The organism is Thermogemmatispora aurantia (assembly GCF_008974285.1).
Taxonomy (GTDB): Bacteria; Chloroflexota; Ktedonobacteria; order Ktedonobacterales; family Ktedonobacteraceae; genus Thermogemmatispora; species Thermogemmatispora aurantia.
Window position 1 is genome coordinate 218994 of the sequence record NZ_BKZV01000001.1, and the last position, 26190, is coordinate 245183.

The 26190-nt window shown below is 59.0% G+C and carries 18 protein-coding genes and 1 pseudogene; 12 read left to right on the forward strand and 7 right to left on the reverse strand.

The genetic code is table 11. The annotated features are described in order from the left end of the window. Window positions 1-79: 79 nt before the first annotated feature. The 10 genes from KTAU_RS00860 (at window position 80) to KTAU_RS00905 (ending at window position 16448) form a co-directional block, all read left to right on the forward strand. Window positions 80-2311 (forward strand): tetratricopeptide repeat protein, encoded by a 2232-nt coding sequence (locus KTAU_RS00860; RefSeq protein WP_151726605.1) that lies wholly within the window; start codon window positions 80-82, stop codon window positions 2309-2311. Between the two features lie 205 nt (window positions 2312-2516). Continuing rightward, window positions 2517-3293, forward strand: a complete 777-nt coding sequence (locus KTAU_RS00865) for a hypothetical protein (RefSeq protein WP_151726606.1) — start codon at window positions 2517-2519, stop codon at window positions 3291-3293. Window positions 3294-3476: 183 nt separating this feature from the next. Beyond that, the gene (locus KTAU_RS00870) at window positions 3477-4904 is read left to right on the forward strand and encodes a hypothetical protein (RefSeq protein WP_151726607.1); all 1428 of its coding nucleotides are present in this window, start codon (window positions 3477-3479) and stop codon (window positions 4902-4904) included. A 354-nt stretch (window positions 4905-5258) separates the two neighbouring features. Beyond that, window positions 5259-6995 carry a peptide ABC transporter substrate-binding protein gene (locus KTAU_RS00875; RefSeq protein WP_151726608.1) on the forward strand — a complete coding sequence of 579 codons (1737 nt, stop codon included), beginning with the start codon at window positions 5259-5261 and terminating at the stop codon, window positions 6993-6995. A 586-nt stretch (window positions 6996-7581) separates the two neighbouring features. Beyond that, window positions 7582-9297: a peptide ABC transporter substrate-binding protein gene (locus tag KTAU_RS00880; RefSeq protein WP_151726609.1), complete on the forward strand. Its 1716-nt coding sequence runs from the start codon at window positions 7582-7584 to the stop codon at window positions 9295-9297. Between the two features lie 570 nt (window positions 9298-9867). Beyond that, window positions 9868-11586, forward strand: a complete 1719-nt coding sequence (locus KTAU_RS00885; RefSeq protein ID WP_151726610.1) for a peptide ABC transporter substrate-binding protein — start codon at window positions 9868-9870, stop codon at window positions 11584-11586. A 750-nt stretch (window positions 11587-12336) separates the two neighbouring features. Beyond that, entirely contained in the window at window positions 12337-13296 is a 960-nt protein-coding gene (locus KTAU_RS00890; protein WP_151726611.1) for an ABC transporter permease, read from the forward strand. 12 nt (window positions 13297-13308) lie between these two features. Then, window positions 13309-14403, forward strand: coding sequence for an ABC transporter permease (locus tag KTAU_RS00895; protein WP_223258233.1), 1095 nt, complete (start codon window positions 13309-13311; stop codon window positions 14401-14403). A gap of 34 nt (window positions 14404-14437) precedes the next feature. Continuing rightward, window positions 14438-15415 (forward strand): ABC transporter ATP-binding protein, encoded by a 978-nt coding sequence (locus KTAU_RS00900; protein ID WP_151726612.1) that lies wholly within the window; start codon window positions 14438-14440, stop codon window positions 15413-15415. Window positions 15416-15440: 25 nt separating this feature from the next. Further along, on the forward strand, window positions 15441-16448 hold the full coding sequence (locus KTAU_RS00905; RefSeq protein WP_151726613.1) for an ABC transporter ATP-binding protein: 1008 nt from the start codon (window positions 15441-15443) through the stop codon (window positions 16446-16448). A gap of 468 nt (window positions 16449-16916) precedes the next feature. Here KTAU_RS00905 and KTAU_RS00910 read toward each other — a convergent pair whose 3' ends face one another. Continuing rightward, entirely contained in the window at window positions 16917-17333 is a 417-nt protein-coding gene (locus KTAU_RS00910) for a response regulator (RefSeq protein WP_170292961.1), read from the reverse strand. Between the two features lie 328 nt (window positions 17334-17661). Then, entirely contained in the window at window positions 17662-18105 is a 444-nt protein-coding gene (locus KTAU_RS00915; RefSeq protein ID WP_069805134.1) for a response regulator transcription factor, read from the reverse strand. A gap of 301 nt (window positions 18106-18406) precedes the next feature. On the opposite strand from KTAU_RS00915, the gene KTAU_RS00920 reads away from it, so the two are divergent. Both KTAU_RS00920 and metG read left to right on the forward strand, forming a co-directional pair. Further along, entirely contained in the window at window positions 18407-19429 is a 1023-nt protein-coding gene (locus tag KTAU_RS00920) for a ThiF family adenylyltransferase (protein ID WP_151726615.1), read from the forward strand. A gap of 257 nt (window positions 19430-19686) precedes the next feature. Next, a pseudogene (gene metG, locus KTAU_RS00925) lies at window positions 19687-21396 on the forward strand (methionine--tRNA ligase); the annotation flags it as partial. 149 nt (window positions 21397-21545) lie between these two features. On the opposite strand, the gene KTAU_RS00930 reads toward metG, so the two are convergent. The 5 genes from KTAU_RS00930 to tsaE form a co-directional block, all read right to left on the reverse strand. Continuing rightward, on the reverse strand, window positions 21546-22589 hold the full coding sequence (locus KTAU_RS00930; protein ID WP_170292962.1) for an ROK family protein: 1044 nt from the start codon (window positions 22587-22589) through the stop codon (window positions 21546-21548). Between the two features lie 180 nt (window positions 22590-22769). Then, window positions 22770-23948, reverse strand: a complete 1179-nt coding sequence (locus KTAU_RS00935) for a tRNA (adenosine(37)-N6)-threonylcarbamoyltransferase complex transferase subunit TsaD (protein ID WP_151726618.1) — start codon at window positions 23946-23948, stop codon at window positions 22770-22772. A gap of 213 nt (window positions 23949-24161) precedes the next feature. Continuing rightward, a complete protein-coding gene (rimI, locus tag KTAU_RS00940; protein WP_112427725.1) occupies window positions 24162-24797 on the reverse strand; it encodes a ribosomal protein S18-alanine N-acetyltransferase in 636 nt (211 codons plus the stop codon). Then, entirely contained in the window at window positions 24781-25614 is an 834-nt protein-coding gene (gene tsaB / locus KTAU_RS00945; RefSeq protein ID WP_112427727.1) for a tRNA (adenosine(37)-N6)-threonylcarbamoyltransferase complex dimerization subunit type 1 TsaB, read from the reverse strand. Before tsaB ends, rimI begins: the two co-directional genes overlap by 17 nt. Continuing rightward, window positions 25595-26152, reverse strand: coding sequence for a tRNA (adenosine(37)-N6)-threonylcarbamoyltransferase complex ATPase subunit type 1 TsaE (tsaE, locus tag KTAU_RS00950; RefSeq protein ID WP_112427729.1), 558 nt, complete (start codon window positions 26150-26152; stop codon window positions 25595-25597). The genes tsaB and tsaE overlap by 20 nt, the downstream gene beginning before the upstream one ends. Between the last annotated feature and the right edge of the window lie 38 nt (window positions 26153-26190).

Sequence of the window (26190 nt, forward strand, 5' to 3'; positions counted from 1 at the left end):
CAATAAGTGAGACGACTGATCGACTACCCAGACAAGAGAAACTTAGGCCCGAGCCACTCGCTAGAGAGATCAGAGAGCCATGACAACACAAGATATCTCAGTGGCCCATCAGCGGCTCCGTGAGGGAGTCGACGCCCTCAATGAGGGGAAACTCGATAAGGCCGCCGAGGCTTTCAGCGACGCCGAGGTGCGCTTCCGTCTGGCCGGCGACTATCGCCATGCTGGCGATAGTCGCATGCTGCTCGCTGAGGTTCAGCAACAGAATAATCTGATTGATAGTGCTATTATCAGTTACTCGCGCGCGCGCAATTATTACCGTCAGGCTGAGCAGCCGCTGAGCGAGGCCGGCGCCACGATGGCCCTGGGACATTTGGAACGCCAGCGGGCTCATCTCGATCTGGCTCAACAGGCTTACGAAGAGGCTGGCGCGCTCTACCAGCAGCAGCGCTCTGTTAGAGGACAAGGCAATGTCTGGCTCGCTTTGGGACATCTGGAGCTGCAGCGCGGCCATATTGCAGAGGCTGCTGCCTATTACCAGCGAGCCATTGCTGCTTTTCAGGAGGCCGGTGAAGCAATTACAGAGGCTGATGCTCGTCGTAGCTACGGTGATACTCGTCGTCTTGAGCAGCAGTTTGCTCCTGCCGAGGAAGCCTACAGGCAGGCTCTGGCAGTCTATGAGGCCCAGCGGGACTACTATGGGGCTGTCGATGCTTTGAGCGGCCTGGCCCAGATCTGCCTGGAACAGTGGCGACTCGCTGAGGCTGCCGATCTCTTCGGCGAGGTGATCCGACGCTCACTGGAGTTAGAGTACGAGCTGGGACAGGCCGATGGCAACCTTGGCCTGGCCGCCGTGGCCCTAGCCAATAATCAGCTTGAACAGGCGCTGGCCAGCGCTCAGCGCGCTCAGCAGGTCTATGAGGACCAGCGCAATGCGCTGGGACTCGCGCAGGCGCTACGTCTGCTGGGCGAGATTAATCTCCGCCGTGGGCAGCTGGCTTACGCTACTTCGCAGGTGCAGCGCGCCTTGCGTACATATCAGGCGCTTGCTCGCCGCCCCGGTACAGCAGAGGCTCAACTCTGCCTGGCCGAGATTCTGCGACGGCGTGGCCTGCTGGAGCGAGCAGTGGAAACGTTCAGCGCGGCCCACGAGCAGGCCCACCTTTCCGCGAATGCCCTGTTGCCAAGTCAGGCGCTGCTGGGCCTTGGTGATATCTATCGCCAGCGCGGCCAGATAGCCCGCGCCCATGAAGTCTATGAAGAGGCCGCCACACGTGCAGCACAGCTGACTGAGCCGTTCCGCTCCTATGGTCTGGCAGAGGCTAGCCTGCGCCAGGCGCGACTGGCGATTGCCAGTGGCTCGCTCAAGGTTGCCTGGGAGCAGCTCAATACAGCTCGCCCTCACGTCGAGTCAGGCTCTTCTCACCATGCGCGACTCGCCCCGCTGCTGGCTCTGGCTGAGGGAGAGTGGTACCTGACGCTGGGCGAGTCGGCACGCGCCGAGGGCCGCTTTAGCGAGGCGCGCCAGCGGGCCGAGATGCTTCAAGAGCCGTTGCTGGCAGCCGAGGCCCTGCTGGCGCTGGCTCGCACCTACCTCGCTCGCAGCGAGTTGGAGGCCGCATTGCTGACCTATACCGAGGCCGAACGGCAGTTCCAGCAGCTGGAAAATCCCGTCGGTACGGCTGCCGCTACCCTGGGAAGCGCCCAGGTCATGATCGGTCAGCAGCGCTGGTCAGAGGCAATCGAGCGCGGCGAGACCGCACTGACGCGCTTCGGGCAGAATGAGGACCTCACCGGCCAGGCTGAGACGCTGCTGGCACTCGGCCTGGCTCACCGCAATATGGAGCAGCTTGACGAGGCCTGGGCCAACTTGGAGGCCGCTCTACGGCTCTATCAGCAACAGGGTCAGCCCCTGGGCGAGTCGGATGCTCGCTACGAGCGCGCCGGCGTGCTGTTGGCTCAAGGACGGCTCGATGAGGCTGCGGACGAGCTGCAGCGGGCGATCGCTCTCGTGGAACAGGTGCGTCAGACGCTCCCTGCTCCTGAGCAATGGACGGCCCCCTTTATGCGCCAATATGCCGCTCTCTACGCACAGGCGGCCATTACAGAGGTGCGCCGTAATCGGGAGCAGCAGGCCCGTGCCCTGCTGGAGGCCTATGTGCGCCTGGCTGGTCCACACGAGCTACTGGAGCAGCTTAAAGCCTATGAAGAGAGCATTCCTACTGGGGGAGAGCATTTGAGCGAGGAGGCTATCAGCGCCAATAAGGATCTGCAGAAACGCCTCCGCCAGCTACGAAAGGGGCTGACCTCATAGGAAGGGTCTGGTCCGACCACTGGCACGGCAGGCCGACCTCTCGGCAGCAAAGCCGGGATCAGGCTCAACCGGCTACAAGCTGGGAAAAATAGGAAACGGATAGAGCGGGAGACCAGGCTTGATACCTTGCCAGTAGGCCCCAAACGCCGTATTATCTAGCTAGCAAGACAAGAGTCGAACAGGCCACGAGCAACGGGAGGAGACTATGGATTTGCGCTTCTTGCGTGGTGACCCCCAGGCACCCAAAGGACATGCCATCTTTTTCGCCCGCAGCAGCGAGGATGAGCGGCGCATCTTCTATACCTACTGCGTGGTGCCGCCTCTCCCGCTGTCACTGGCCAGATACCTGCCCTCAATCCTGGCCGCTCACTTGCCAATGGATGAGCCAAATGTGCAGGTGATGCCAATCCCTCCAATGCTGGAGGAGTTGGAGGGGGAGAAAGGCCTCGATTATCTGCAGGTCCTGGCCCGCTACCGTGATGATGACCTCTGTGAACTGGGGGCTATTCATCCGCGCGATGAAGCGGCAAAGATGCAATTGGCAGCTCAGGCCTGCCAGGAGTACGGCCAGCTCTATCTGAACTACAGCGCTTCTTTCGAGCAAGCCGCCGGCAGCTCCTCTAGCAGGGAGGAACTGCCGGCCCTCGATGACCTGGACCCCGAAGAGCTGCTCTTTCAGACCATGACTGACCGCCAGCGCCTGGCGGAGCTGGGGAAACTGGTTGGGGTCGCTCGCTACGCTCTCGAAGGCAACGACACGCATCTCCTGCAGGAGACACGGCAGAAGATGCAGCGCATCGTCCGCCTCCTTCCCGAGAAGTACAAAGGAAACGCTCTGATCACGGCTGCCTGCGATGCGGGCAAGCACTCCGCTCGCATCGCCGAGCTGTACCTGGAACGGGCCTATAAGCTTCTCGATGAGGAATACGCGGACATCCCACGCATCGAACAGGCGATCCGCGAGCTGCAGCAATCTGCTTGAAGTGCGCCTATCTCTCTTCCGCCCCGGGCTTTTCCAGCCTGCGAGCCAGTGCCCCCAGCGCCGCAGAGTCAACGGTCAGCAGCTGATCCGTCTCCTCCCTCTGTGGCTTTGCCTCCCTCTTTTCTGTACCTGTTCGCTTGATTACAAGATTACGACAATACATAAAGGTAACGGAGATATTTTATGGCATCAGTCGGCATGAGGGTTGATCTCTCGGAGCTGGTCGAGGCCGCGGCAGCGGCTGATGCGTCGCGTCTGGCCAGTCTGACCCGGGAGCTGGTTCACAGCAAGGCAGATATCGATGTGTTAATCGGGCGCGTTGGTATGATCGCCGCTCATGGCGACCCCGAAGGGCACGTAATCTTGACGCTCACAGCCGCAAGCGTCCTGAGCCGCTGGCTCCACGCCTATGATCACCTGGTAGGCGAGAGCGTGGAGAATCGTCTGCGTCCCCTGCCGCTGTTGGTCCAGGCTCTGTGCGCAGCAAGCGCAGCGGTGCGCGAGGGACGCGGCAAGCAGCCGACCTATCCGCGGCCTTACTATCCCGGCGAGCTGCCAGAGGGAAAGAGCGTTGGCGCTCTGATGCGTGAGGCCATCTACCAGAACCAGGCCGAGCTGGCCGAGCGGCTCCTCTTCGGTCTCTACGCCACCGGAGCCGACTATCGCACACTACAGTCTCGCACCTATGAGGGATTGGCCATGACCTTCCACCAGGCCGGCCACCCGCTGATGTTTGCGGTACGCGGCTACCAGCTGCTCGATCCCGTGGAGTGGGGAGATCGGGCCCCCAATATTATCCATTGGTTGGCTCCTCACCTGCCTGTCCGTAGCGAGGAGCCGGCCTGGATCGGGGCAGTGCGCGATTTCATTGCGCAGCATCCAGGGGACTTCGAAGTGATCCGTCGGCGCATCTCCCCGCCCAAGAATGAGCACGCTCTTCCTCTGCGCGCGCTGCTGCTGAGCGATGCCGGACCAGCCCAGATTTGTCAGGCTGTCCACGAGGCGCTGATCCAGGGCGAGGCTTCTCCACGCGCAGTTGGCTCGGTTATCGCCCTTGCTGCCGCCGATATTCTGAATCAGATCGGCGATGAGGATCGGGCGGCTTTCGTTGAGGCAGCCCACGGTCTTCTTTACGCTGCCGCCGTGCGCCTGGTCTTTGCCCAGGTCCAGGATATCGAGGTGGTTCCCCTGCTCTTCACTTCGGCAGTCTTCGTCAATGAGCTGCGCAAGCGCCTGGGACTGGCCAGCGGCCAGCTTCACCAGAGCACTCATCACCTGCACGTCGGCGGCGGCCTGCTGGCTCCCGCTTTGCTGGAGACGCTCCAGGGCGAGCTGGAGGCCCGCGATCTTGAAGGGGCCTATCTGGCCGCTCGCCGTTACCTGAACCTCGGCTACGAGCCAAAGCCGCTCTTCGCGACGATTGGGCTGGTCGCGGCCCAGGCGGATGCAGCCGCCGATCAGGGCCATACGTTGCAAATTGTACAGGCGGCAGGTGAGGAGTTCATGGGCTGGCCTCGCGATCTGACGGAGACTGACCTGAGTGTTTTCCTGCGCGCTGCGCTGCGGGCCGCAGCCCTGGCTCCGCGCAATACGCTGGCTTCAGCGCTCTAGGAGAGAGACTAGAGCTATAGAGCAGATGGGATCGCACAGGCTCCAGTAGGAGACAGGTGCGAGATCGTTAGCCATTGTAACTGTGAAGCGAGAAGCCGGGACCCCAACAGCTGTATCTGCACGGCTGGCGGATGAAATAGACAGACGGGGGCACAGAAGGGTGAGCCGGGCAGTACTGCTCTGGGTCCCGGCTTCTCGCCTCTGCTCGCACACTCCTGGCTCTCCCCTGGGAAGAAGAAACAGCGGCGACAATGCTGGCAGACGAGGCAATTTCCAGCAGATGCTTTTTCCACTCTTCTGCGTTCTTCACTCTGGTACCCTTCGGCGCAAGGATTTTGCAGGAGCATAAATACGATGATGAGTCAGATCGATCCACAGAAGAAGAGGACCAGGCACCCTCAGCGGCGTTTGGCTGCGGTGGTCTCTCTGCTGGCTCTCATGCTAACGCTGGCCGCCTGCCAGATTGGCAACCAGCAACCACATCTGGTGAAAGCGCCAGCCAGCAAGCAGGTATATCGCGAGCCACAGATTGGTCTTGCCGACTACACGACCCTTGACCCCGCTCTAGTCACCGACCCTTCAGCGATCCGCGCCGTCGAGCTCGTCTTTACCGGACTGGTCCAGCTTGACGACCAGCTCCAGGTCCGTCCTCAGCTCGCCAGCTCATGGACCGTCTCTAGCGATGGTTTGAGCTGGACCTTCCACCTGAAGCCCAACCTGAGATTCAGCGACGGCACACCGTTGACTGCCCAAGATGTAGCTTACAGCCTGGATCGCGCGCTGCAACCGTCGACGCGCTCGACGACCGCTCCCCTCTACCTGGCGCTATTGCGCGATGCTGATAAGCTCCTGGCTGGCACCATTCCGACGCTGATTAACGATAGCATTCTAGTACGAGACAAGCAGACCGTGGTCCTGATTACGCGCCAGAAAGCTCCTTACTTCCTGGCCATGCTCACTAACCCCTGCTCTTTCGTGGTTGAGCGAAGCCTGGTCGAAAAATATCACGGGAATTTCAGTGATCATCTGACGGAAGGAGGCGGCGCCGGTCCTTTCAAAGTGGCTCGCTATGTCCACGGCCAGGAAATTGACTTTGTTCCTAATACCTACTACTATGGAGCGAAACCCCAACTGAGCCGCATTGTCTTTCCCTTCTACCGCCAGGCAAGCGATGCCTATCATGCCTACCAAAGCGGCCAGGTTGATCTGACCAGCGTCCCTCTGGCCAGCTATGCCAGCGATAAGAAGCGCCCAGACTTTCACCAGGTTCCTCAGCTATGGATCAACTATTATACAATGAACTATCTGGTGAAACCCTTCGATAACATCCATATCCGGCAGGCTTTCGCCCTGGCGATTAATAAGGTTACCATTGCTGAGCAGGTCTGGAAAGGTACGGTGCAGCCAACGAACCATATCGTGCCCCAGGGCATGCCTGGCTACAACGCCGGATTGACTGGCCCCGACGGCACACAAAACCTGACAGGCAATCCAGCGAAGGCCCGCCAGCTCTTGGCCCAGGGGCTGCAAGAGGAGCATCTGTCGAGTCTGCCGCCGATCAAGCTCACCTATGCCACCGGGCTGAGCACTCTGGATCAGGAGGCTAAGGCACTGATTGAGATGTGGCGCCAGAACCTGGGCGCGATCGTAACGCCCGATCCAGTCGACTATAATACGCTGCTGACGCGCGTGACAGCAGCCACGAACAACCCCAATGGCCTCCAGATGTGGGGCCTGGCCTGGGTCGCCGAATATCCAGACCCGCAGGACTGGCTCTCGGCCCAGTTTGGCCAGGGGGTCCCCAACAATAACATGAACTATGGGCAGAACGTCAGTAACGACGCTGCGATGCAACAGCTCGTCCAAAAGCAGCTGCAGGAGGCCGATAGCACATTGGATACGGCCACTCGCTTGCGTCTCTACCAGCAGGCCGAACAGCAGCTTGTCAACGACGTCGCCTGGTTGCCGCTGGAGCAGGTGGATACGGTTTTTCTGCGCAATCCACTGATCGTTGGTTTCAAGGATAATGGCATGAATCTGGTTCCACCCGATGATTGGGCCAATATCTATGTTGTCGAAAGTCAGTCGTGACAGAACTGTGTTCCTCTCTCTGTAGCTGAAGGAGAACGGCAGAGAGCCGGAGCAGAGCAGGCCGCCTGAGAAGCCAAGCCTCCTTTCCTAAAAGAGGACTGACCCCTGCTTGCCCTCTCTCTGCCGTTGCTCCTTTCCTTCTCATGAAGGAGTTGAATTTGAATAGCTGTCACGCCACAGCGGTCACAGCGCTTGCCGAGCGTGACTCCGCCAGATGGTCAGCTCATCAGGCCATCTCTAGAGATGGTCCTCCTTTCCTACTCACTGCTTCTTTGCTTGCTCCCGGCAACGGGGTTCCGTATGATAGCAGCGAGGTGGTGCCAGATTTCGGATGCCGCTTGCCACCCCACAGATCCGCCAGCCCAGAGCAAGCTATACGCCGACAGCGCGGTGCTCTTAGCGGGTCCTGACACCGTCACCACACAGAGCCGCGGCCAGGTCGCCTACGTACGCCAAGAGCATCGCGCGACCGACGATATCAGGGACTGTCTTCTGTCCGGCTGGCTGGCATAGCTATCCACATCAAGCAGTGATCTCTAGCCAACAACATGGCAGCTTGCTTTAAGCAGCGATGGAGAAGCTCCCTATGTCTACCCAGCAACGTGTGAGCACAGCAGGCCTCGTAGCGCTGCTTTCTCTTCTGGTCATCCTGTTGGGCGCCTGCGGAGGAGGCAACTCCAATACGGCCTCCGCTCGTAAAGCTCCTCCTAGCCAGCAGGTCTTCATCGAACCGGAGCGTGGGATTCAAGATCTGTCAACCTTTGACCCCGCCTTGACCTTCGATGTCCCTTCGGAGACGGCGATTCAGATGGTCTTCACGGGCCTGGTGTCACTGGACAAAAACCTGGTTGTTCGTCCTCAGCTGGCCAGCTCGTGGACGGTCTCGCCCAACGGCCTGACCTGGACCTTCCATTTGAAGCCGAACCTGAAGTTCAGCGACGGTACACCACTGACCTCAATGGATGTTGCCTACAGCCTGGACCGTGCTCTGCAGCCAGCTCAACGCTCGTCCACAGCGCCAACCTATTTGGGCCTCATCAAGGATGCCGATCGCCTTGTTAAAGGACAGATCCGCACCATCATTGGCGACAGCGTGCTCACACCCGACCCCGAGACGGTCGTCATCCTGGCACGCCAGAAGGCTACCTATTTCCTCAATGCGCTGACTTACCCCTGTTCCTACGTGGTGGAGAAGAAGCTCATCGATAAGTATGGCTCAAAGTGGACAGATCATCTCCAAGAAGGTGGTGGGGCTGGCCCGTTCAAAGTCAAGGAATACACGCATAATAAGCGCATCGTCTTCGTTCCCAATCCCAACTACTACGGTCCGAAGCCCCAGCTGCAGCAGGTGATCTTTCCTTTCTATCGGGACACCGATACCGCCTATAAAGCCTACCAAGCAGGCCAGGTCGACTTTGCTATTGTGCCCAGCCAGCAGGTTGCCCGTGTGCGCAATCAGCCGGAGTTCCACCTGATCCCGCAGCTGTGGATCAGATACTACGGGATGAACTATCTGGTCAAGCCTTTCGACAGCATCAATATGCGGCGCGCCTTCGCCCTCGCCCTGAACAAAGACGAACTGGCGCATGCCATCTGGAAAGATGTCCCCATTCCGACGAACCATATTATTCCCTTGGGGATGCCAGGCTACAATCCAAACTTGCGCGGCCCTGATAACACCGTCAGCACTCGCGGAAATGCTCAACTGGCGCGCCAATACTTTCAGAAGGGCCTGCAGGACGAAGGACTCACCAGCGCTTCCCAGCTTCCGCCAATTACCATCACTTATCCCTCCGGCAATCAGGACCAGGCCAATGAGATAGCGGCAGCCATTCAGATGTGGCAGAATGTCCTGGGAGTGACAGTCAGAGGCGAGGCCATCGATTTCAATAAAATGCTGGATGAGCTATCCAACACTGCCGGCAACCCCCACGGCCTGCAAATGTGGGCCATCGGTTGGGTGGCCGACTATCCCGACCCACAGGACTGGACGACGCTTCAGTTCGATGCCGGTTCTCCCTATAATCAGGTGAACTACGGCCAGAACAATTCTTCCGATCATCTGCAGCAGCAGGCCACCCAGAAACTGCTGGAGGTAGCCGATACTCTGCCAGACTCTAATGCGCGCCTGCAGGCTTACCAAAACGCTGAGCAGCAGCTCGTCAACGACGTAGCCTGGCTGCCCATCACTCAGGTGCGCAACGCTTACGTGCTGAGGCCTTATGTGCAGGGTTTCGTTATGAATGCCCAGCTGCAGGTTCCTCCCGATGACTGGTCCCAGGTCTATATCAGCGTCCACTAAGGAGGGCGCACCATAGCTTAGGAACGATTAGCCCAAGGTAAGGCCCACATAGAGAGCAGCATAGCCAGCAAGCGCCTGCAGCCCGCCGGTCAGATCAGAGACCAGCAGATGCAGCGCCCTGGCTGTGCTCGCTTCTGTTAAGTCCAAGTCCTAGCCTTCCGTGTGCCGCCCGCCGCAGATTTTCTGCTCCCGCCCGATATCCTGACCAGCCAGGCTGAGAGATCCGCTCCAGACACAACGTACATAATAATGTCTTGAACCTGAACAGGGTTGAAGCTCAACAACTTCTACAGTGACTCAGCTGACCAGGGTGCCAGCGCAACCAATACAGGACGGCTTTGCCGCCCGGCCCTGAACTCAGGACAGTTCTCTTCGCGTGCCGTGTTTCGCTAGCAACACCGCACGTATCCTGTTTTTTGGATCGGTTATCGCTCCCTCTGCAGCCTTTGCCCGGAAAAGGAGCGTAGAGGGAACTTGAACGTTGGCTGAGCTGCCACCAGCAGGCCTGGCCCACATCTTGGCAGGCTGTTGCTGTGGCTAGCGTTCACCTTATGGTTAGGAGCACGATCCATGTCCGCACCGCGTAAGAGAACCTACTCCGTGGGCTTAGCCCTCACTCTTTTCTGTCTATTTGCTCTCCTGCTGACTGCCTGCGGCGGCGGCACACAAACGACCTCGCAGCAGAAAGCCCCAGCCAGCAAGCAAGTCCTTGTCTATCCAGAAGCAGGGGTCAGCGACATCGCCACCTTCGACCCCGGCCTCTCTACCGATCTCTACTCGATTCAGGCCATCGACATGGTCTTCACCGGCCTGGTGCAGCTCGACAACAATCTAACAGTTCAACCGCAGCTGGCCGCTTCCTGGGAGACCTCAGCAGACGGCCTGACCTGGACCTTCCACCTGAAACCCAATCTGAAGTTCAGCGATGGTACGCCTCTCACATCAGCTGACGTAGCCTACAGCATCGATCGGGCCTTGCAGCCGGCAGAGCACTCGACCACAGCCCCTATCTACCTGGCCCTGATCAAAGACTCTGACCTGCTGCAGAAAGGGAAGATTAAGACCATCATCGGCGACAGCATCCAGACCCCCGACCCCAATACGGTAGTCATCACCATTAAAAAGAAGGCCGCTTACTTCCTGGATGCCCTCACCTACTCCTGCTCCTACGTGGTGGAAAAGAAGCTGATCGACAAATACGGCAAGGACTGGACCGACCATCTTGACGAAGGCGGCGGCGCAGGTCCCTTCAAGGTGCAATCGTATCAGCATAGCAAGCAGATCGTCTTTGTTCCCAATCCCTACTACTATGGTCCCAAGCCACAGTTGCAGAAGGTGATCTTCCCCTTCTATCAGAAGATTGATACCGCCTATCAGGCCTACCGCGCCGGTCAGGTTGACATAGCGAACGTGCCTAGCTCGTACGTCGATCAGGCGCGGAAAGGGAACGACTTCCACCTGGCCCCTCAGCTGTGGATCAACTACTACACCATGAACTATCTGGTCAAGCCCTTCGACAGCATCAACATGCGCCGGGCCTTCGCCCTGGCCATCAACAAGGACGAAATTGTCCACGCTGTCTGGAAGGACGTCTATATTCCCACAAACCATATCGTGCCGAAAGGCATGCCTGGCTACGATCCGAACCTCAAAGGACCCGATGGCACCACCAGCACCGCTGGGAATCCCACAATGGCCAAGCAGTATCTGCAGGCCGGCCTCAAAGATGAAGGGCTGACCAGCGTCTCTCAGCTTCCGCCGATCACCTTGACTTACCCAAGCGGCTCCGCCGATGCTGATCGAGAGGCTGCAGCCCTGGCCCAGATGTGGCAAAGGGTCCTTGGGATCACGGTCAAAGTCCACGCCGAGGACTTCAACAAGCTGCTGGACGATATTGTCGCCGCCACCAACAACCCGCATGGTCTGCAATTCTGGGGCATCGCCTGGATCGCAGACTACCCCGATCCGCAGGACTGGCTCACGCTGCAATTCGACGCCGGAGTGCCGAACAATAACATGAACTATGGCCAGAACCATAGTCCCGACGCCGCTCAGCAGCAGGCCACCCAGAAGCTGATGGAGCAGGCCGACGCCATGCCCAACGGCCCAGCTCGCTACCAGGCCTACAACCAGGCCGAGCAGCAGCTCGTCGATGATGTGGCCTGGCTGCCGATGGAACAGGTACAGGCTCCCTACGTGGTCAAAACCTATGTCCACGGCTTCTTCTACAATCCTCAGCAGCTGATCCCACCCGACTACTGGTCCCAGATCTATATCACGCAACACTAGTTTCGCCTGAGCAGGACTAATCACCGGCTTAGGCTTGTCCCGGTAGCGCTGGTACCAGGAAGTAGCTCGCGAGGATTGGTTACTCAGCCAGTCAGCCAGACGGCTCATCTGCTGCGTTGGCCCATCGAGCTGGCCGAGAGACGAATCCTTCACCGCCAGAGCCTGGCGGAGCAGGAGCCAAAGGACTCCTCTCCCCAGGCTCTTCACCTTTTTCTCTCACTGCTATCCCCCTCACCTTGACCTTCCTCTGACTGCTCTTTATAATAGCCCCTGTCTGTTCGTCTGTCTGTTCTTCCTTCTTCACCAGCCTGCCTCCCTGCTTGATTCAGCCAGCAGCCAGGAACCACCGTCAGACCGGTCGCAGCAGGCCAGCGCAGCGCCCATTGAAGGCTACCAGCTCAGACAGCGAGCGAGTTGACGGTGGGAAGCTGTTCTACGCGCATGTGAACAACGCAGGCAGGCGAGCGTAATAATATGATGGCAGAAGCATAACCTCTAGCTTGACAAGCCTGACAGCGCTCCTTAAAATATGGGACAAGATCCGTCATGTAACGTCTGTTGTCCGCTACAGTCTAGATCCATCTATGAAAGGGTGCCATTTCATAGATCTTCCACCTCTAGCGGAACGTGACATGGGTACACTTGTCCACGAAGGAGGCAAGAGGCAGAGGACAGCAGAGGAGATAGGGAGGCTTGAGATGAGCCTCCTTCTCGTCAAGTGAGCGCTGACAGGACAGTAAGGGGCTTAGCATGATACAGTTTCTGATCAAGCGCCTCATAGGCTTAGTCTTCGTGGTGATTGGAGTTACTTTCATCACCTTCATCATGGGCTACTTTGCCCCGGGCGATCCAATCCGCACCATGTTGGGTGAGCATTTCTCTCCCCAGCTCTACGCTCAGCTGAGGCACGCCTACGGACTGGACCTGCCCTGGTATGAGCAGTACTGGAACTTCCTCGTCCACCTGGCACATTTCGATTTCGGCTACTCGTTCAAGACGCAGGGGCGACCGGTTTGGGATATTCTCAAGGACGGCGTCCCTGTTTCTATGGAGCTGGCCCTCTGGGCCCTGGTCATCTATCTGCTCATTGGGGTTCCCGTGGGGATTATCTCCGCGCTCAAGGCCAATACCTGGGTGGACACCCTCAACATGGGCATCATGCTGGTGCTCTATGCGATGCCCATCTTTGTCTTCTGCGTCCTGGTTCAGGTGCTGATCGTCTTCATCGACCAGGAAACGGGAGCGAACTGGCCAGTGGCAAACTGGGGCACACCCTGGCACTACACCTGGACCGACATCCAGTTTAAGCTTGCGCCCGTGCTGGTCTTCGGGCTAGCCGGCGCTGCCTACTTTGCACGTATCACTCGCACCAGTATGCTGGAAGTGATGCGCCAGGATTACATCCGTACGGCCCGTGCGAAAGGACTGCCCGAGCGCCTTGTGATCTACCGACACGCGCTGCGCAACGCGCTCATTCCGTTGATCACCGTGACAGGCGTCACGCTGGGCTTCACTATTACGGGGGCCTTTCTCATTGAGAACATCTTTAACATCCCCGGTATCGGCACCATCACAGTCTCATCTGTGCTTGATCGCGACTACCCGGTCATCCAGGCGACTGCGGTACTGCTGGCCATCGGGGTCGTGCTGGGCAACTTGCTGGCGGATATCGCCTACACACTGGTCGACCCCCGCATTAAGCTCGAATAGGAGGCGTAGATAATGGATATGCGCGATCGAGAGATTCAACCAGCCTCCCCCCTGATTGCCCCGGACACGAACCTGATGGTGCCCGCAGAGCCGGAACTTCTCGTCGAGACGCCAGGCGTGATACCGGAGACCGAAGGGCCGAAAGAGCGCAAGCCAGTCTCACCGCTGCGGGAGTCGCTGCGGCGCCTGCGTCGCGATACGCGCGCAATGGTCAGCCTGGGCGTGATCATCTTTATGGTACTGCTGTCGCTGTTCGGGCCTTTCGTCTACCAGCACCTGGGAGGTATTTACGACAGTCCTGACAATGGGCCGATTCCAGCGACGGTCTATCGCACCTTCTATCATCAGGAGCTGAGCCGCCAGGATGAGCTGCCATCGGCTCAGTACTGGCTGGGCACCGACGATCTGGGGCGCGATATTCTGGCCCGCCTGATGCAGGGCCTGCTCGTCTCTATCAGCGTGGCGGTCCTGGTGGAGGTCATCGACATCACGATGGGCATTCTGGTTGGCGTCCTGGCCGGCTACTTCGGGGGCTGGATCGATCAAGTTCTGGCTCGCCTGACGGATATCATCTTCGCCTTCCCGGGGTTGCTCTTTATCATCCTGCTCACTGGAATCTTCGGCACGTGGGCCGATACTACCCTGAGCAACGTTCCCATCGTTGGTCCTAATGGAAACGCCCGCCTGCTCCTGGTTTCAGCGGCCCTGGCCCTCGTCTCCTGGCCTCTGATGGCTCGCCTTGTGCGTGGTCAAACACTTCAGATTAAGGAACAGCAGTTCATCGAAGCGGCCCGCACTGCCGGTAGCAGCAACTTCAAGATTATCTGGCGCCACATTATCCCCAACCTGTTCAGCATCGTTGTGGTGGCCGCCACTCTCGATATCTCCAACACCATCATCGGCGAGGCGAGTATCAGCCTGCTGGGTCTGGGTGTTCAGCAACCGGGTTCCAGCCTCGGCCTGATGATCTCTGAGGCCAGTAACGCGGTGGATACGCATCCCTGGGAGGTGCTGGTCCCTTCGTTGACGCTGGCTATCCTGGTGCTGGCCTTCTCCTTCCTCGGCGACGGCCTGCGCGATGCCTTCGATCCTCGCACCAAAGACTAAGCAAGCGAACCATGCAAGAGCGGAGCATACACCCATGCCAGAAAACCTGCTGGAAGTGAATAATCTCAAAACCTACTTCTTTACTCGCAGCGGCGTTGTCAAGGCCGTAGACGATGTCTCCTTCACCATGCGGCCTGGCGAGGCCCTGGGAGTGGTGGGCGAAAGTGGCAGCGGCAAGAGCGTGACCGCGCTCTCAATTATCCGTCTGGTCGCTTCACCGCCAGGTAAGATCGTTGGGGGTGAGATTCTCTTCAACGGCGAGAATATCCTGGAGAAGAATAACGACGAGATGACGGAGCTGCGTGGCAGTAAGATCTCGATGGTCTTTCAGGACCCGATGACCTCGCTCAATCCAGTCTTCACTATCGGCTATCAGATCGCCGAGACGGTCAAGCGCCATCGCAAGGGTATCTCGAACGACCAGGCCTGGCAGCGGGCAGTCGAGATGCTGGATCTGGTGCGCATTCCCGATGCACGCCGGCGAGCCAAGAACTATCCTCACGAGTTCAGCGGCGGCATGCGTCAGCGCGTCATGATCGCTATCGCTCTGGCCTGCAATCCGCAACTATTGATTGCCGACGAGCCAACCACAGCTCTTGATGTGACCATTCAGGCCCAGATTCTTGAACTGATGAAGGGTCTGGCCAAGGAGTTCGGCACGGCCCTGATGCTGATCACTCATGACTTGGGCGTGGTGGCCGGTACCTGCGAGCATGTGATTGTGATGTACGCCGGCCATATTGTAGAGTCGGCCCCAGTCCGGCAGATCTTCCAAACACCAGCTCATCCCTATACCATCGGACTCCTGCAATCGATTCCTCGCCTGGACGAGAAGCGTGGCACGCGCCTGACCCCTATCCCCGGGCAGCCCCCCGACCTCTCACGCGAGATCATTGGCTGCCCCTATGCCCCACGCTGCCCGCGGGTCCAGCCTCGCTGCCGTCAAGAACGGCCAGAGTTGAAACCGGTAGGCCGCGGTGAGCAGCTCGCCGCTTGCTTCTATCCAAGCTAGCCAGGGAGAGAGGGAGAAGGACGCTATGGCACAACAGCAGATGGCAACCTCGACAGCAACCGGAACAACACTGGTCGAGGTCAAGGGCCTGAAGGTCCATTTTCCAATTAAAGGCGGCCTCTTCAATCGCACTATCGCCCAAGTGAAGGCCGTTGACGGCGTCGATTTGACAATTCGCCGCGGCGAGACACTTGGACTGGTTGGTGAGAGCGGCTGCGGCAAGTCGACAACGGGGCGCGCTATTCTACAGCTCATCAAACCAACAGCTGGCAGCGTCAAGCTGAATGGGGTTGAACTGACCAAGCTGCCACCCGCAGAGCTGCGCAAGAAGCGCGCTGAGATGCAGATGATTTTCCAGGACCCCTTTGGCTCGCTTGACCCACGCTTTACGGTGGGGCAGATTATCGCCGAGCCACTGGAGAACTTCAAACGAGGGAACGCGCGCGAGATCCGTGAGCAGGTGGCCCACCTGCTAGAAGTGGTGGGGCTCAACCCATATTATGTGAACCGCTTCCCCCACGAGTTCAGCGGCGGCCAGCGGCAACGCATCGGCATTGCCCGCGCTCTGGCACTGCGTCCCTCCTTCATCGTCGCTGACGAGCCAGTCTCAGCGCTTGATGTCTCTATCCAGGCCCAGGTAGTCAACCTGCTCCAGGACCTGCAAGCCGAGTTCGGCCTGACTTACCTGTTCGTAGCACACAACCTCTCGGTGGTGAAACATATCAGCGATCGCGTCGCTGTGATGTATCTGGGACGCATCGTTGAGCTGGCGGCGAGCGAGAAGCTCTACGAGTTGCCGCTGCATCCCTATACTCAGGCACTGCTCTCGGCCATCCCCGTCCCTGACCCCGAGGTTGAGGCTCGTCGCAAGCGTATCATTCTGGAAGGGGATGTTCCCAGCCCGGTCAATCCACCACCCGGCTGCAACTTCCATCCACGCTGCTGGAAAGCACAACAAATTTGCCGTGAGGTGACGCCTCTTCTTGAAGAGAAGGAGCGAGATCACTACGTGGCCTGTCATTTCCCAGGTTAAGAAACGCTGCCTCTTGCTTCGCGCCGCTCCCAGATCAGTCAGATTGCCAGCCCTGGCCCGATCGAGGGCGCAGCATAGGGAAGGAATTCAGATAGAAAGCAGCGCCGCAGGCTGGCCTGCGGCGCTGCTTCTGTTTCTGTTGTCAACAGAACTGCCGGCTCTCGATAACCATCCTTCTGCCAACGACTCCCCTCCTGGCCAGAAGAAGTGGAAAAGAAAGGGTGCGCTGCTCCCTGTTCATCCTATTTGCCAGGACCTGGAGGCAAAGTCGATGCCGGACAACTGCAGGCAGGAACGTCCACCATTTTCCAGCGGGCATGCCCTCGCTCGCTCGTCCGTCCGCCAGCCGCCAGAGACGCAGAGGCTCGCTTGCAACCGTGGAAGGGGAAGGTCTACCCGGGAGCGAGGCCGGAGAGAATCCTGCCGCCCCCCAGGAATCTACCAGAGGTGAACGGCAGGCTCTCACCGTTAGTCCTGGTTACGCAGCTCCAGCTGCTTAATGCGCAAGAGAAGACGCAGACGGGCAGCGAGATGGCGTGCATCGACCGGCTTGACAACGTAGTCATCAGCGCCGGCGGTGAATCCAGCGATTTTATCCTGTACCGTCATCTGCGAGCTGAGAATCATTACAGGGAGATGGCGCAATGAAGACTGATCGCGCACGAAGCGACAGAGATCGAGGCCATTCTCGTTGCCCAGCACAATCTCACAGATCAGCAGGTCGGGGGGCTCTTCGAGCAAGCAGCGACGAGCTTCTTCCAAAGAAGAGGCACAGCGGACAGTAAACATATGCTCCAGGGCTTGTTTAATGCGCCCCTGGGTATGTGGATCGTCATCAACGAAGAGCACCCGCGGCAATTGCGCTGTCCTTGGTTCACGAGCCATGAGACGGATAGATAGCATCGTCGATCAGCACTTACAAGAAATAAGTGTTCAAGCAGCTAAATAAAACCGACATGGACAGAGGGAGACGGGAAGCAAGAGGCCTCTCCCGCGGCTGCCCCCTTGCTTCTCAATGAAGATGAGAGGACAGCCCTCTGCCAGCAAGACAAGCCTGACACAAAAGATCCTGGCCACCCACTTGAGCAAAAGTAGTTTGGCTTGGACCTGTTGCTTGGTGGCGCATCTGGTCAAGAGCCATTGCAGCAGCATCCTTTAGCGAAGCTGAGTGGTCCGTGCACGGTCCCCATCGTGCCCAGCCGACTCATCGTCCTTATCGTTGTTGCTGTTGCTGCTGTTCACTCTGGCTGCGCATCAATTCATCCATGCGGCGCTGGCGGTCAGCGGGAGTCAGGCGCAGAACGCGCTCGATAGCCGCATTGAGGGCGCTAGGTTTAAAGGGCTTGGTCAGATACTCATCGACCCCGGAGAGAAGGCCTGTGAGCTGATCCTCCTCGCGCGTCATCGCACTTAGGATGATCATAGGAGTATCGGCAGTGCGTGCATCGCCCCGCAGGCAGCGCACTAGCTGGTAGCCATCCATCCGAGGCATCTTCACATCGATGATGACGCAATCGGGGTGATGGGCATAGACCTGTTCCAGGCCCTGGACGCCGTCATAAGCGACGATGACTTCGTACGAGCCCTGGAGATTCACGGCATATTTGATAAGCTCTACAATAGTAGGATTATCGTCGATGACCAGCACTTTCTTCATCGTCTTTTCCGCCGTTTAAAGCCGTCTTGCTCAGGCACTGCACTTTATCTCTCCTCAACAGCAAAGACGACCCACCCCTTTGCATTGTAACACACCTGCCTGGCCTTGCCAACTGAGGCCCTCGGGAGTACTAGCCAGGCGGACGGCCAGGCCGCTGGTATCCCAGTTGGTCATCTTTTCCCCGCTTGTCCCCTTGTGGTACAATGAAGCAGATAGCAACAATGGGCTGCCGATAGCCTTTGCTCTGGTGTGGCGCTGTCAGGCGGCTGTAGGATGCCCCATTCTGGGGAGGCCTCTTCTGATGGTAGCTTTTGAGCGCTACTCGCGACAGACTCTCTTTGGTCCTATTGGACGCCAGGGTCAGGAACGCCTGCTTGCCTCCTCCGTGGCCATTATCGGCTGCGGTGCGCTTGGCACTATGCTTGCTAACCACCTTTGTCGCGCTGGTATCGGGCAAGTGACCATTGTCGACCGCGATTACGTTGAGCTGAGTAACCTGCAACGGCAGATCCTCTTTGACGAAGACGACGTTCAGGCCCACTTGCCCAAAGCGGTGGCTGCAGCCAGGAAACTGGAGCGTATCAACAGCGAGGTCCGGGTCGAAGCCCTGGTTGCCGACCTCGATGCTGAGGAGGTCGAGTCGTTGGTCCAGCGCGTAGATCTGGTGCTGGACGCCACCGATAACTTCGAAACGCGCTATCTGCTCAATGATGCCTGCGTGAAACACCGACGACCCTGGATCTACAGCGGGGTGATCGCCGCTCACGGGGTGACGATGAACATTCTCCCGGGTGAGACCGCTTGTTTGCGCTGTGTCTTCCCCGAGATGCCTCCCCCCGGCAGTACACCGACCTGCGATACTGCCGGCGTGCTCAATGGAATCGTGAGCATGATTAGCGGCATCGCAGCGACTGAGGCCCTTAAAATCTTGCTTCAGAGTCCTCTGATCAGCCGGGCCTTGCTGGCCGCCGATCTCTGGGAGAATACGTTTGAGCGTCTGGAGTTGCCTCGTCAGCCCGATTGCCCGACCTGCTCCCTTGGACGCTTCGATTTCTTGAACGCTTCCATCCAGAGTAGGACAACCGCGCTCTGTGGGCGCAACGCTGTTCAGGTACGCAGCAGCCGCCGTGGGACTCCCGTCGATCTGGGGGCTCTGGCTCAGCGTCTAGAAGCGCTCGCTCCCGTCCAGCACAATGCCTACTTGCTGCGCTTTACCATCGATGGCTACGAGATGACGGTCTTCTCCGACGGACGCGCGATCATCAAGGGCACCGATAACGAGCAAGTTGCGCGCTCACTCTACGCCCGCTACATCGGCATGTGACCGATCTCCGCGCCAGCCCGGCCCGGGGAGAAGTGCCAGGTCTGCCAGCAGAAGCGGGCAGGTCCAGTCCCCGCCACCCAGCCGGGGTCTTGTCCCTCTCCCACTCTATGCTATAATGAGGCACAATCCGCCTGGTGGTCTCTTCACTTCATCATCCGTTAGCGTCTCTCTGAGAGACACAGCGCAACCAACAGTGCCAGCAAGCAAGCAATTCATAATCAAGGAGATAGAACGACTCGACTGACCTCCATCAGCAAGCAAGGGAGTCATGTTCTATGGCTGAGTATATTCTGGTCTGCGTGGCCTGGCCCTACGCTAAAACGTCGACCCACGTTGGGCAGATTGCCGGTGCGTATCTGCCCGCCGATACTTTCGCGCGCTATCATCGTCTGGCCGGTAACCATGTGCTGATGATCTCTGGCAGCGATGAGCATGGCACGCCCATTCTGGTCGAAGCTGAGCGTCAGGGCATTTCGCCGCGCGAATTTGTCTCCTACTACCATCGCCAGATCTGCGAGATCTGGGAGCGCCTGGGGATCTCGTGGGATCTCTATACGGAAACGGGTACGGAGAATCACTATCGCATCACACAGGATTTCTTTCTGACGCTCTATCAGAAAGGCTATGTCTATAAGGATAGAATGCAGTCACCCTATTGTCCAACGGATCGCCGCTTTCTCCCCGATCGTTACGTCGAGGGGACCTGTCCTCACTGTGGCTATCCCCAGGCGCGCGGTGACCAGTGCGACAACTGTGGTCGAGTACTCGATCCCGTCGATCTGATCCAGCCTCACTGCCGCCTCTGCGGCAGTCGGGAGCAGCCGCTGGAGATCCGCGATACCGAGCATTTCTTTCTTGACCTGCCCAAGCTTCAGGAGCCGATCCTGCAGTGGCTCTCTCAGGGTAAGGAGCACTGGCGTCCCAACGTTTATGCCTTTACCATGAATTGGCTGAAGGAGGGCCTGCGCCCGCGCGCGATCACGCGCGATCTCGATTGGGGCGTGCCTATCCCGCTGGAAGGCTACGATGAAAAGCGTATCTATGTCTGGTTCGATGCGGTGATTGGCTACTTCTCAGCCACCGTGGAGTGGGCGCAGCGTAGTGGCAATCCCGAGGCCTGGAAACAATGGTGGATTCCTGGCGCAACCAATCCCCCGGTAAAAGCCTACTACTTTATCGGCAAGGACAACATTCCTTTCCACACGATTATCTGGCCGGCCATGTTGATGGGCTATGGCAACCGCAATCTGCCCTACGATGTCCCAGCCAACGAGTTCATGACCATGCGCGGCAGCAAAGCATCCAGCAGCCGGGGGAATGTGGTCTGGACGAAGGATGTGCTCGACCTCTACGGGGCAGATCCGCTGCGCTACTACCTGTCAGCCTCTGCTCCCGAGGGACGCGATACCGATTTTACTTTCGAGGAGCTGGTACGGCGCAACAACGATGAGCTAGTTGCTACCTACGGCAACGCTGTCCATCGCACCTTGACCTTTGTCCAGAGCCGCTTTGGCGGGACAGTTCCCACGCCCGGGGCACTGAGCACCGCTGATGAGGCCATGCTGGCAGAGGTGGAGAAGGGCTTTCTGACAGTCGGCGAGTTGATCAGTCGCTGCCGCTTCAAGGACGGATTACAGGCGGCGATGGCTGTGGCTCACGTGGCCAACCGCTATCTTGATGAGCAGGCCCCCTGGAAGCGCATCAAAGAGGATCGTCAGGCCGCTGGGACAACGCTCTACGTGATGCTGCAGGTGCTGAGCGGCCTGCGCTTGCTGCTCTATCCTTACCTGCCTTTCTCTTCGCAGAAGCTGCACACTTACCTGGGCTTCGAGGGCGATGTCAGTGCTTCTCGCTGGCAGCTTGAAACGGTGCCCGCCGGCAGACGGCTGCCACCACCCCAGCCGCTCTTTGCCAAGCTGGAGGAGCCCGCTGACCTCTCTTCCGCTGAGAGTAAGTCGCTGCCCTAGTGCCGATCGTCTTGCCGGCAAGAGTTGCAACAGGATCAGACAAGAGAGCGAGCCAGTCAGGAGAGGAAAAAGAGGGCCACAACACCGCTGGGGAGAGTCTCTTCCCCCAGTGCCAGCCGGGCGGAGGAGGCGCTCCGCCTGGCTGATCCTTATTCTTCGATCGACTGCTCTTCGCTCTCTCGGAGACGATAGCCCGCCGCCTGGGCCGCAAGGCAGGCGGCCCCTACCACGCCCGAGAAATCGCCCAGGCGAGTGCGCACAATGGGTGTCTGGCGTGCAGGTAGGGAGAGTGCCACCGTACGCGCTCGCCGCACGGCGCGCTCAAAGAGCAGATCGATGGCTTCGATAACGCCTCCCCCCAGAATGATGGCCTCGGGATTGTAAAAATTGATGATCGAAGCCAGGCCATAGCCCAGGTAGTCCGCGGCTTCGCTGACTACCTCTATGACTAACTCATCGTTCTGCTGAATCGCACTGGCCAGCAATCCCGAACGAATGATGGTCTCGCCACCTTTGAGCTGGAGCAGGGCCTCGTCGGCCAGCACCGATTTGCGGCCATGATGGATCTCAGCCAGAATGGCCCGCGTGATGGCCGTGCGTGAGGCGTAGGCTTCCAGGCAGCCGCGCGCGCCACAGCCACAGATGCGTCCGCTGGCTTCCACCGTAATATGGCCAATCTCGCCGGCGGTACCGGAGAGACCTGTGTAGAGCCGCCCGTTTTGAATGATACCAGCCCCGATGCCGGTGCCGATAAAGACACAGACAAAATTTTTGTAGGTGCGCCCGGCCCCGTGGAGGTACTCGCCCAGAGCCGCGACCTCAACATCATTGCCAACCGCAACTGGGCGTTCAAATTCGGCACTCAGCAGAGCCGCTACCGGCATATCGCGCACGCCGAGGTTGGGCGCCTCTAGAATCACGCCGGCCTGACGATCAATCTGGCCGGCAGCACCGATGCCTACCGCGAGCAGCTCGCGCCCGTTGCGCAGATCGGCGGCCTCTAGAGCGGCACGAGCGACTTCCACGACCCGGCGGGCGACAAAGTCCTGCCCCCGTTCCGCTTTTGTGCGCTTGCGCGCCGAGGCGATCACTGCGCCAGTGGAGACATCGATAACTGCCGCCAGCGTCTTGGTGCCTCCCAGGTCGATGCCAAGAGCATAGGATGCTGGATGCCCCGCGTGATTCTTGGCCATAGTCCTCTCCTCAAGATAAACAGAACGGTAGCAACAGGCCGCACAGCCTGTTTCATACCGCTTGCTCATGATAGTGTGGATATGGGACGGCTCTCTGAGCAGAATATGCTCGCTCGCTGCTCCTGCAGCATGCACGCCTATCTGCCCCAGGGGAGCACGCTTCAGTCCCTCTTCTCTCCCTTACTCCTGCCGAAAGGGGAGGCTCAGATTCGGCTCCACGTCCAGATCAAGATCATGCTGCTCACCATGCAGGCGATGGAAGAAGGCCGCCGCCGCTACCATTGCCGCATTGTCTGTGCAGAATTCGATCGGCGGATACTGCAACCGGATACCCAGCGGCGTCAGCTCTTCCTCCAGGCGGGCCCGCAAGGCAACGTTGGCCGCAACGCCACCGGCCAGCAAGACCTGCCGCACGTGATATTCTTGAGCGGCCATGCGCGTCTTGACCGCCAAGACATCAACAATGGCTTCCTGGAAACCCGCCGCCAGCAGACCGATATGGACTTGACCGCGTCTGGCCGCTTCGCTTCCCATCGTGGTGTAGCGACTAACCTGGCGCCCTCCACTGGGCAGCGGACGACCAGGCTGTTGATCCGCCACCAGTCCTTCGGCCAGGTGAAGCATGGCGGTTTTCAGTCCGCTGAAGCTGAAGTCATAGGTTCCTCGTAGCCAGGCCCGCGGCAGCCGATAAGGATTGCGCACCGGCAGGCGCTGCTGGCGTAGCTCCTCTTCTGCCAGGCGTGCAGCCCGCTGAATGGCTGGACCACCGGGGTAGCCAAGTCCCAGGATGCGCGCCACCTTATCAAAGGCTTCTCCCGCTGCATCATCGCGCGTCCGCCCCAGCAGGAGATAGTCGGTATGGTCGCGCATGAGAACCAGCTCGCTATGAGCGCCGGAAACGACCAGACAGATCAGGGGGAAGAGCGGATCACCAGGCAGATAGGCGCTCTCTGTCTCGCTCGCGTCAGTCTGGAGGTCAGTGTCCGGCGCCTGGCGCAGCCAGTTGGCGTAGATATGGGCTTCCAGATGGTTGACCCCAAGAAAAGGTAAATCGCGGGCGAGAGCCAGGGTCTTGCCTACTGTCAAGCCAACGAGCAGCGAGCCAGCAAGGCCAGGACCATAGGTAGCAGCCACTGCCTCGATGTCTTCCCAGCGGCAGTGAGCCTGCTGCAGAGCCGTCTCGATGACAGGCAGAATAGCGGCCAGCTGTTGGCGCGAGGCGACCTCTGGCACTACTCCCCCGTAGCGCTCATGAATCTCTGTCTGCGAGGCGACCACATTAGCCAATAGGTAGCGACCATCTTTGACAATGGCCGCCCCAGTCTCATCACAAGAGCTTTCGATCCCTAGAACGAGCATAGCTCACCCCCTTTCTCATCTAATGAAAAGTGGCGTAGCTGGGGTGCACATATCTCTGGCCGGCTCCGGCTCCGGCCTTGCCCCGCTCTTCTGCTCGGCCAGAACGGCGGCAGCCAGCATACAACCGCTGGCCAGGCCATCCAGACTCAGTCACCCGAGTCGCGGGCCAGAGGTTGTCAGCGCAGATCAGGCGGTCGGCCGGGATGGCCTCTCCTAGCCCCGAGCTTCCAGCTTCCGTAGCAGCGCGGCTTTCTGCTCCTGAAACTTCTGGCGATAGGCCGGGCTGTGGATCTCGTCAGTCCACATGATCAGAGCGTCCTCTTGATTATCGCTGTAGTAGCGATGGCGCAGACCGGCCTCACGGAAGCCATACTTACGATAGAGATTTTGGGCAACATAGTTGGAGACACGTACCTCAAGCGTGACCCATCTGGCGCCGATGGTATAGGCGATATCAATCAGGCTGATGAGCAAGAACTCGCCGAGTCCCTGACGGCGATAGTCAGGATGCAGGGCAATCGTGGTGATATGCGCTTCGTCAACCATGAGCCACAGCCCGGCAAAGCCAATGATCGAGGCGAGCTGCGGAGAGGTTGTCGCCGTCGACGAGCGGCCCGGCAACAGCGACAGAGGGAAGAAGCGCCTTGGCTTCTCAGCTTCAGAGGCAGAAGGCTCCACGTGCTCCTCTAGAATCTTTTTATCCCGCAGGACAATATAGTGCGCCCAGCGGTTGTCTTGCAGTTCCTTGCGATAGGCACTAGGAGGCCAGGTTGATGGATAGGCCAGACGCTCAATCTCGATCACCCGAGGTACGTCTGACAACGTCATGCGTTCAATGCTGTAACGCACGTTCTTCCCTCTCTGTCTCGCTTTGAGGTAGTGAGCGCGGCTGACCCACCGCGTTCAGCAGCGGTTGCTTACGTGCACTGGCCGTAATGGCAGGGGGGCGCAAGTAAAGCGGTTCCAGGCGCAAAGGGTCATCATGCTCGCCCCGCAGGAGGCGCGGTAAGGCGAGAGCGGCCAGCGTGGTGGCCCGTCTGGTGGCCAGCAATGGCTCAGCGAAGGCACACTCTGGCAGAGAGGAGCGCAGGGTCGCGCAGGTAGCCGCTTTCAGCTCCCCACAGAAGAGAAAAGGAGGCAGCTCGCGCCGGCCCGGCACAGCCAGAGATGTGGCAGCCAGTTCCTTGAGATAGGCCACGAGCTGCTGAGGAGGCAGCAGGACATAGTTCCCAAGCCGCCGCAGCTCCTGCCTAAGCCGCCCCTGCTCATCCTGGCCTTCCGTGCTGAGATAGCAGGCAGCATACAGTTCGGAGCGCCCTGCCTCCAGCACAGCGCAAATCGGCCCCGACCAGCGGCGCTGCTGGGCAGCGATGATGTCCAGGGTGCCCACCCCAATCAGTGGCTTCTCCAGGGCAAACGCCAGGCTACGGGCCGTGGCCACCGCCACGCGTACACCATTAAAGGAGCCTGGGCCTAAAGCCACCGCCAGGGCAGAGAGGTCCGCCGGACGCCAGTTTCGACTGGTCAGTAACCGACGGATCGCTGGCAACAACTCAACACTATGATTGTTCTCGACAAGCCAGGTCTCCTCTGCGTAGAGCGTCTCCTCGGAGCAAAGGGCCAGACTTGCCTGGCGCGTGGAGGAATCAATTGCCAAGAGCAGCATAGGTATTTTTCTGGAATTGTTGTAGCAGCTCACAATAATACGATCCAACGGCCTCGAAGAGGAGCGCACGCTTCGTCTCGCTGAGCAACTTCAGACGAATGCGGAGATACTCGCCAGACCAGAGCGTGGCGGCCTTATCAGCCCACTCCACCACACAGACACCTGCCGGGTTAGAAAAGTAATCTTCGAAGCCCAGATCGAGTATCTCTTCAGGATGCTCCAGGCGATAGAGATCGAAATGGTAAAGCGCCAAACCTCTGGAGTGCGTTGCCTGCTCTTCTCCGCGCCTGCGCGGCTGACCACGGTACTCCTTCAGGAGTGTAAAGGTAGGGCTGCTGACCACCTCAGCAATGCCCAGACCTTGAGCCAGACCCTGCGTAAAGGTGGTCTTCCCCGTCCCTAGTTGGCCGGCCAGCAGGATCAGCTCACCACCACGCAGCAGCTCCCCTAAGCGCATACCAAGCCGCTGGGTTTGGGCCGCACTATGGCTGATCACATCAAGGGTACAGCTCACCTCGTCTTGAGAAGCACCAGTCACACCGTCTTCCTTTTCCCCTGCTATAGCCGTGGCTCAAG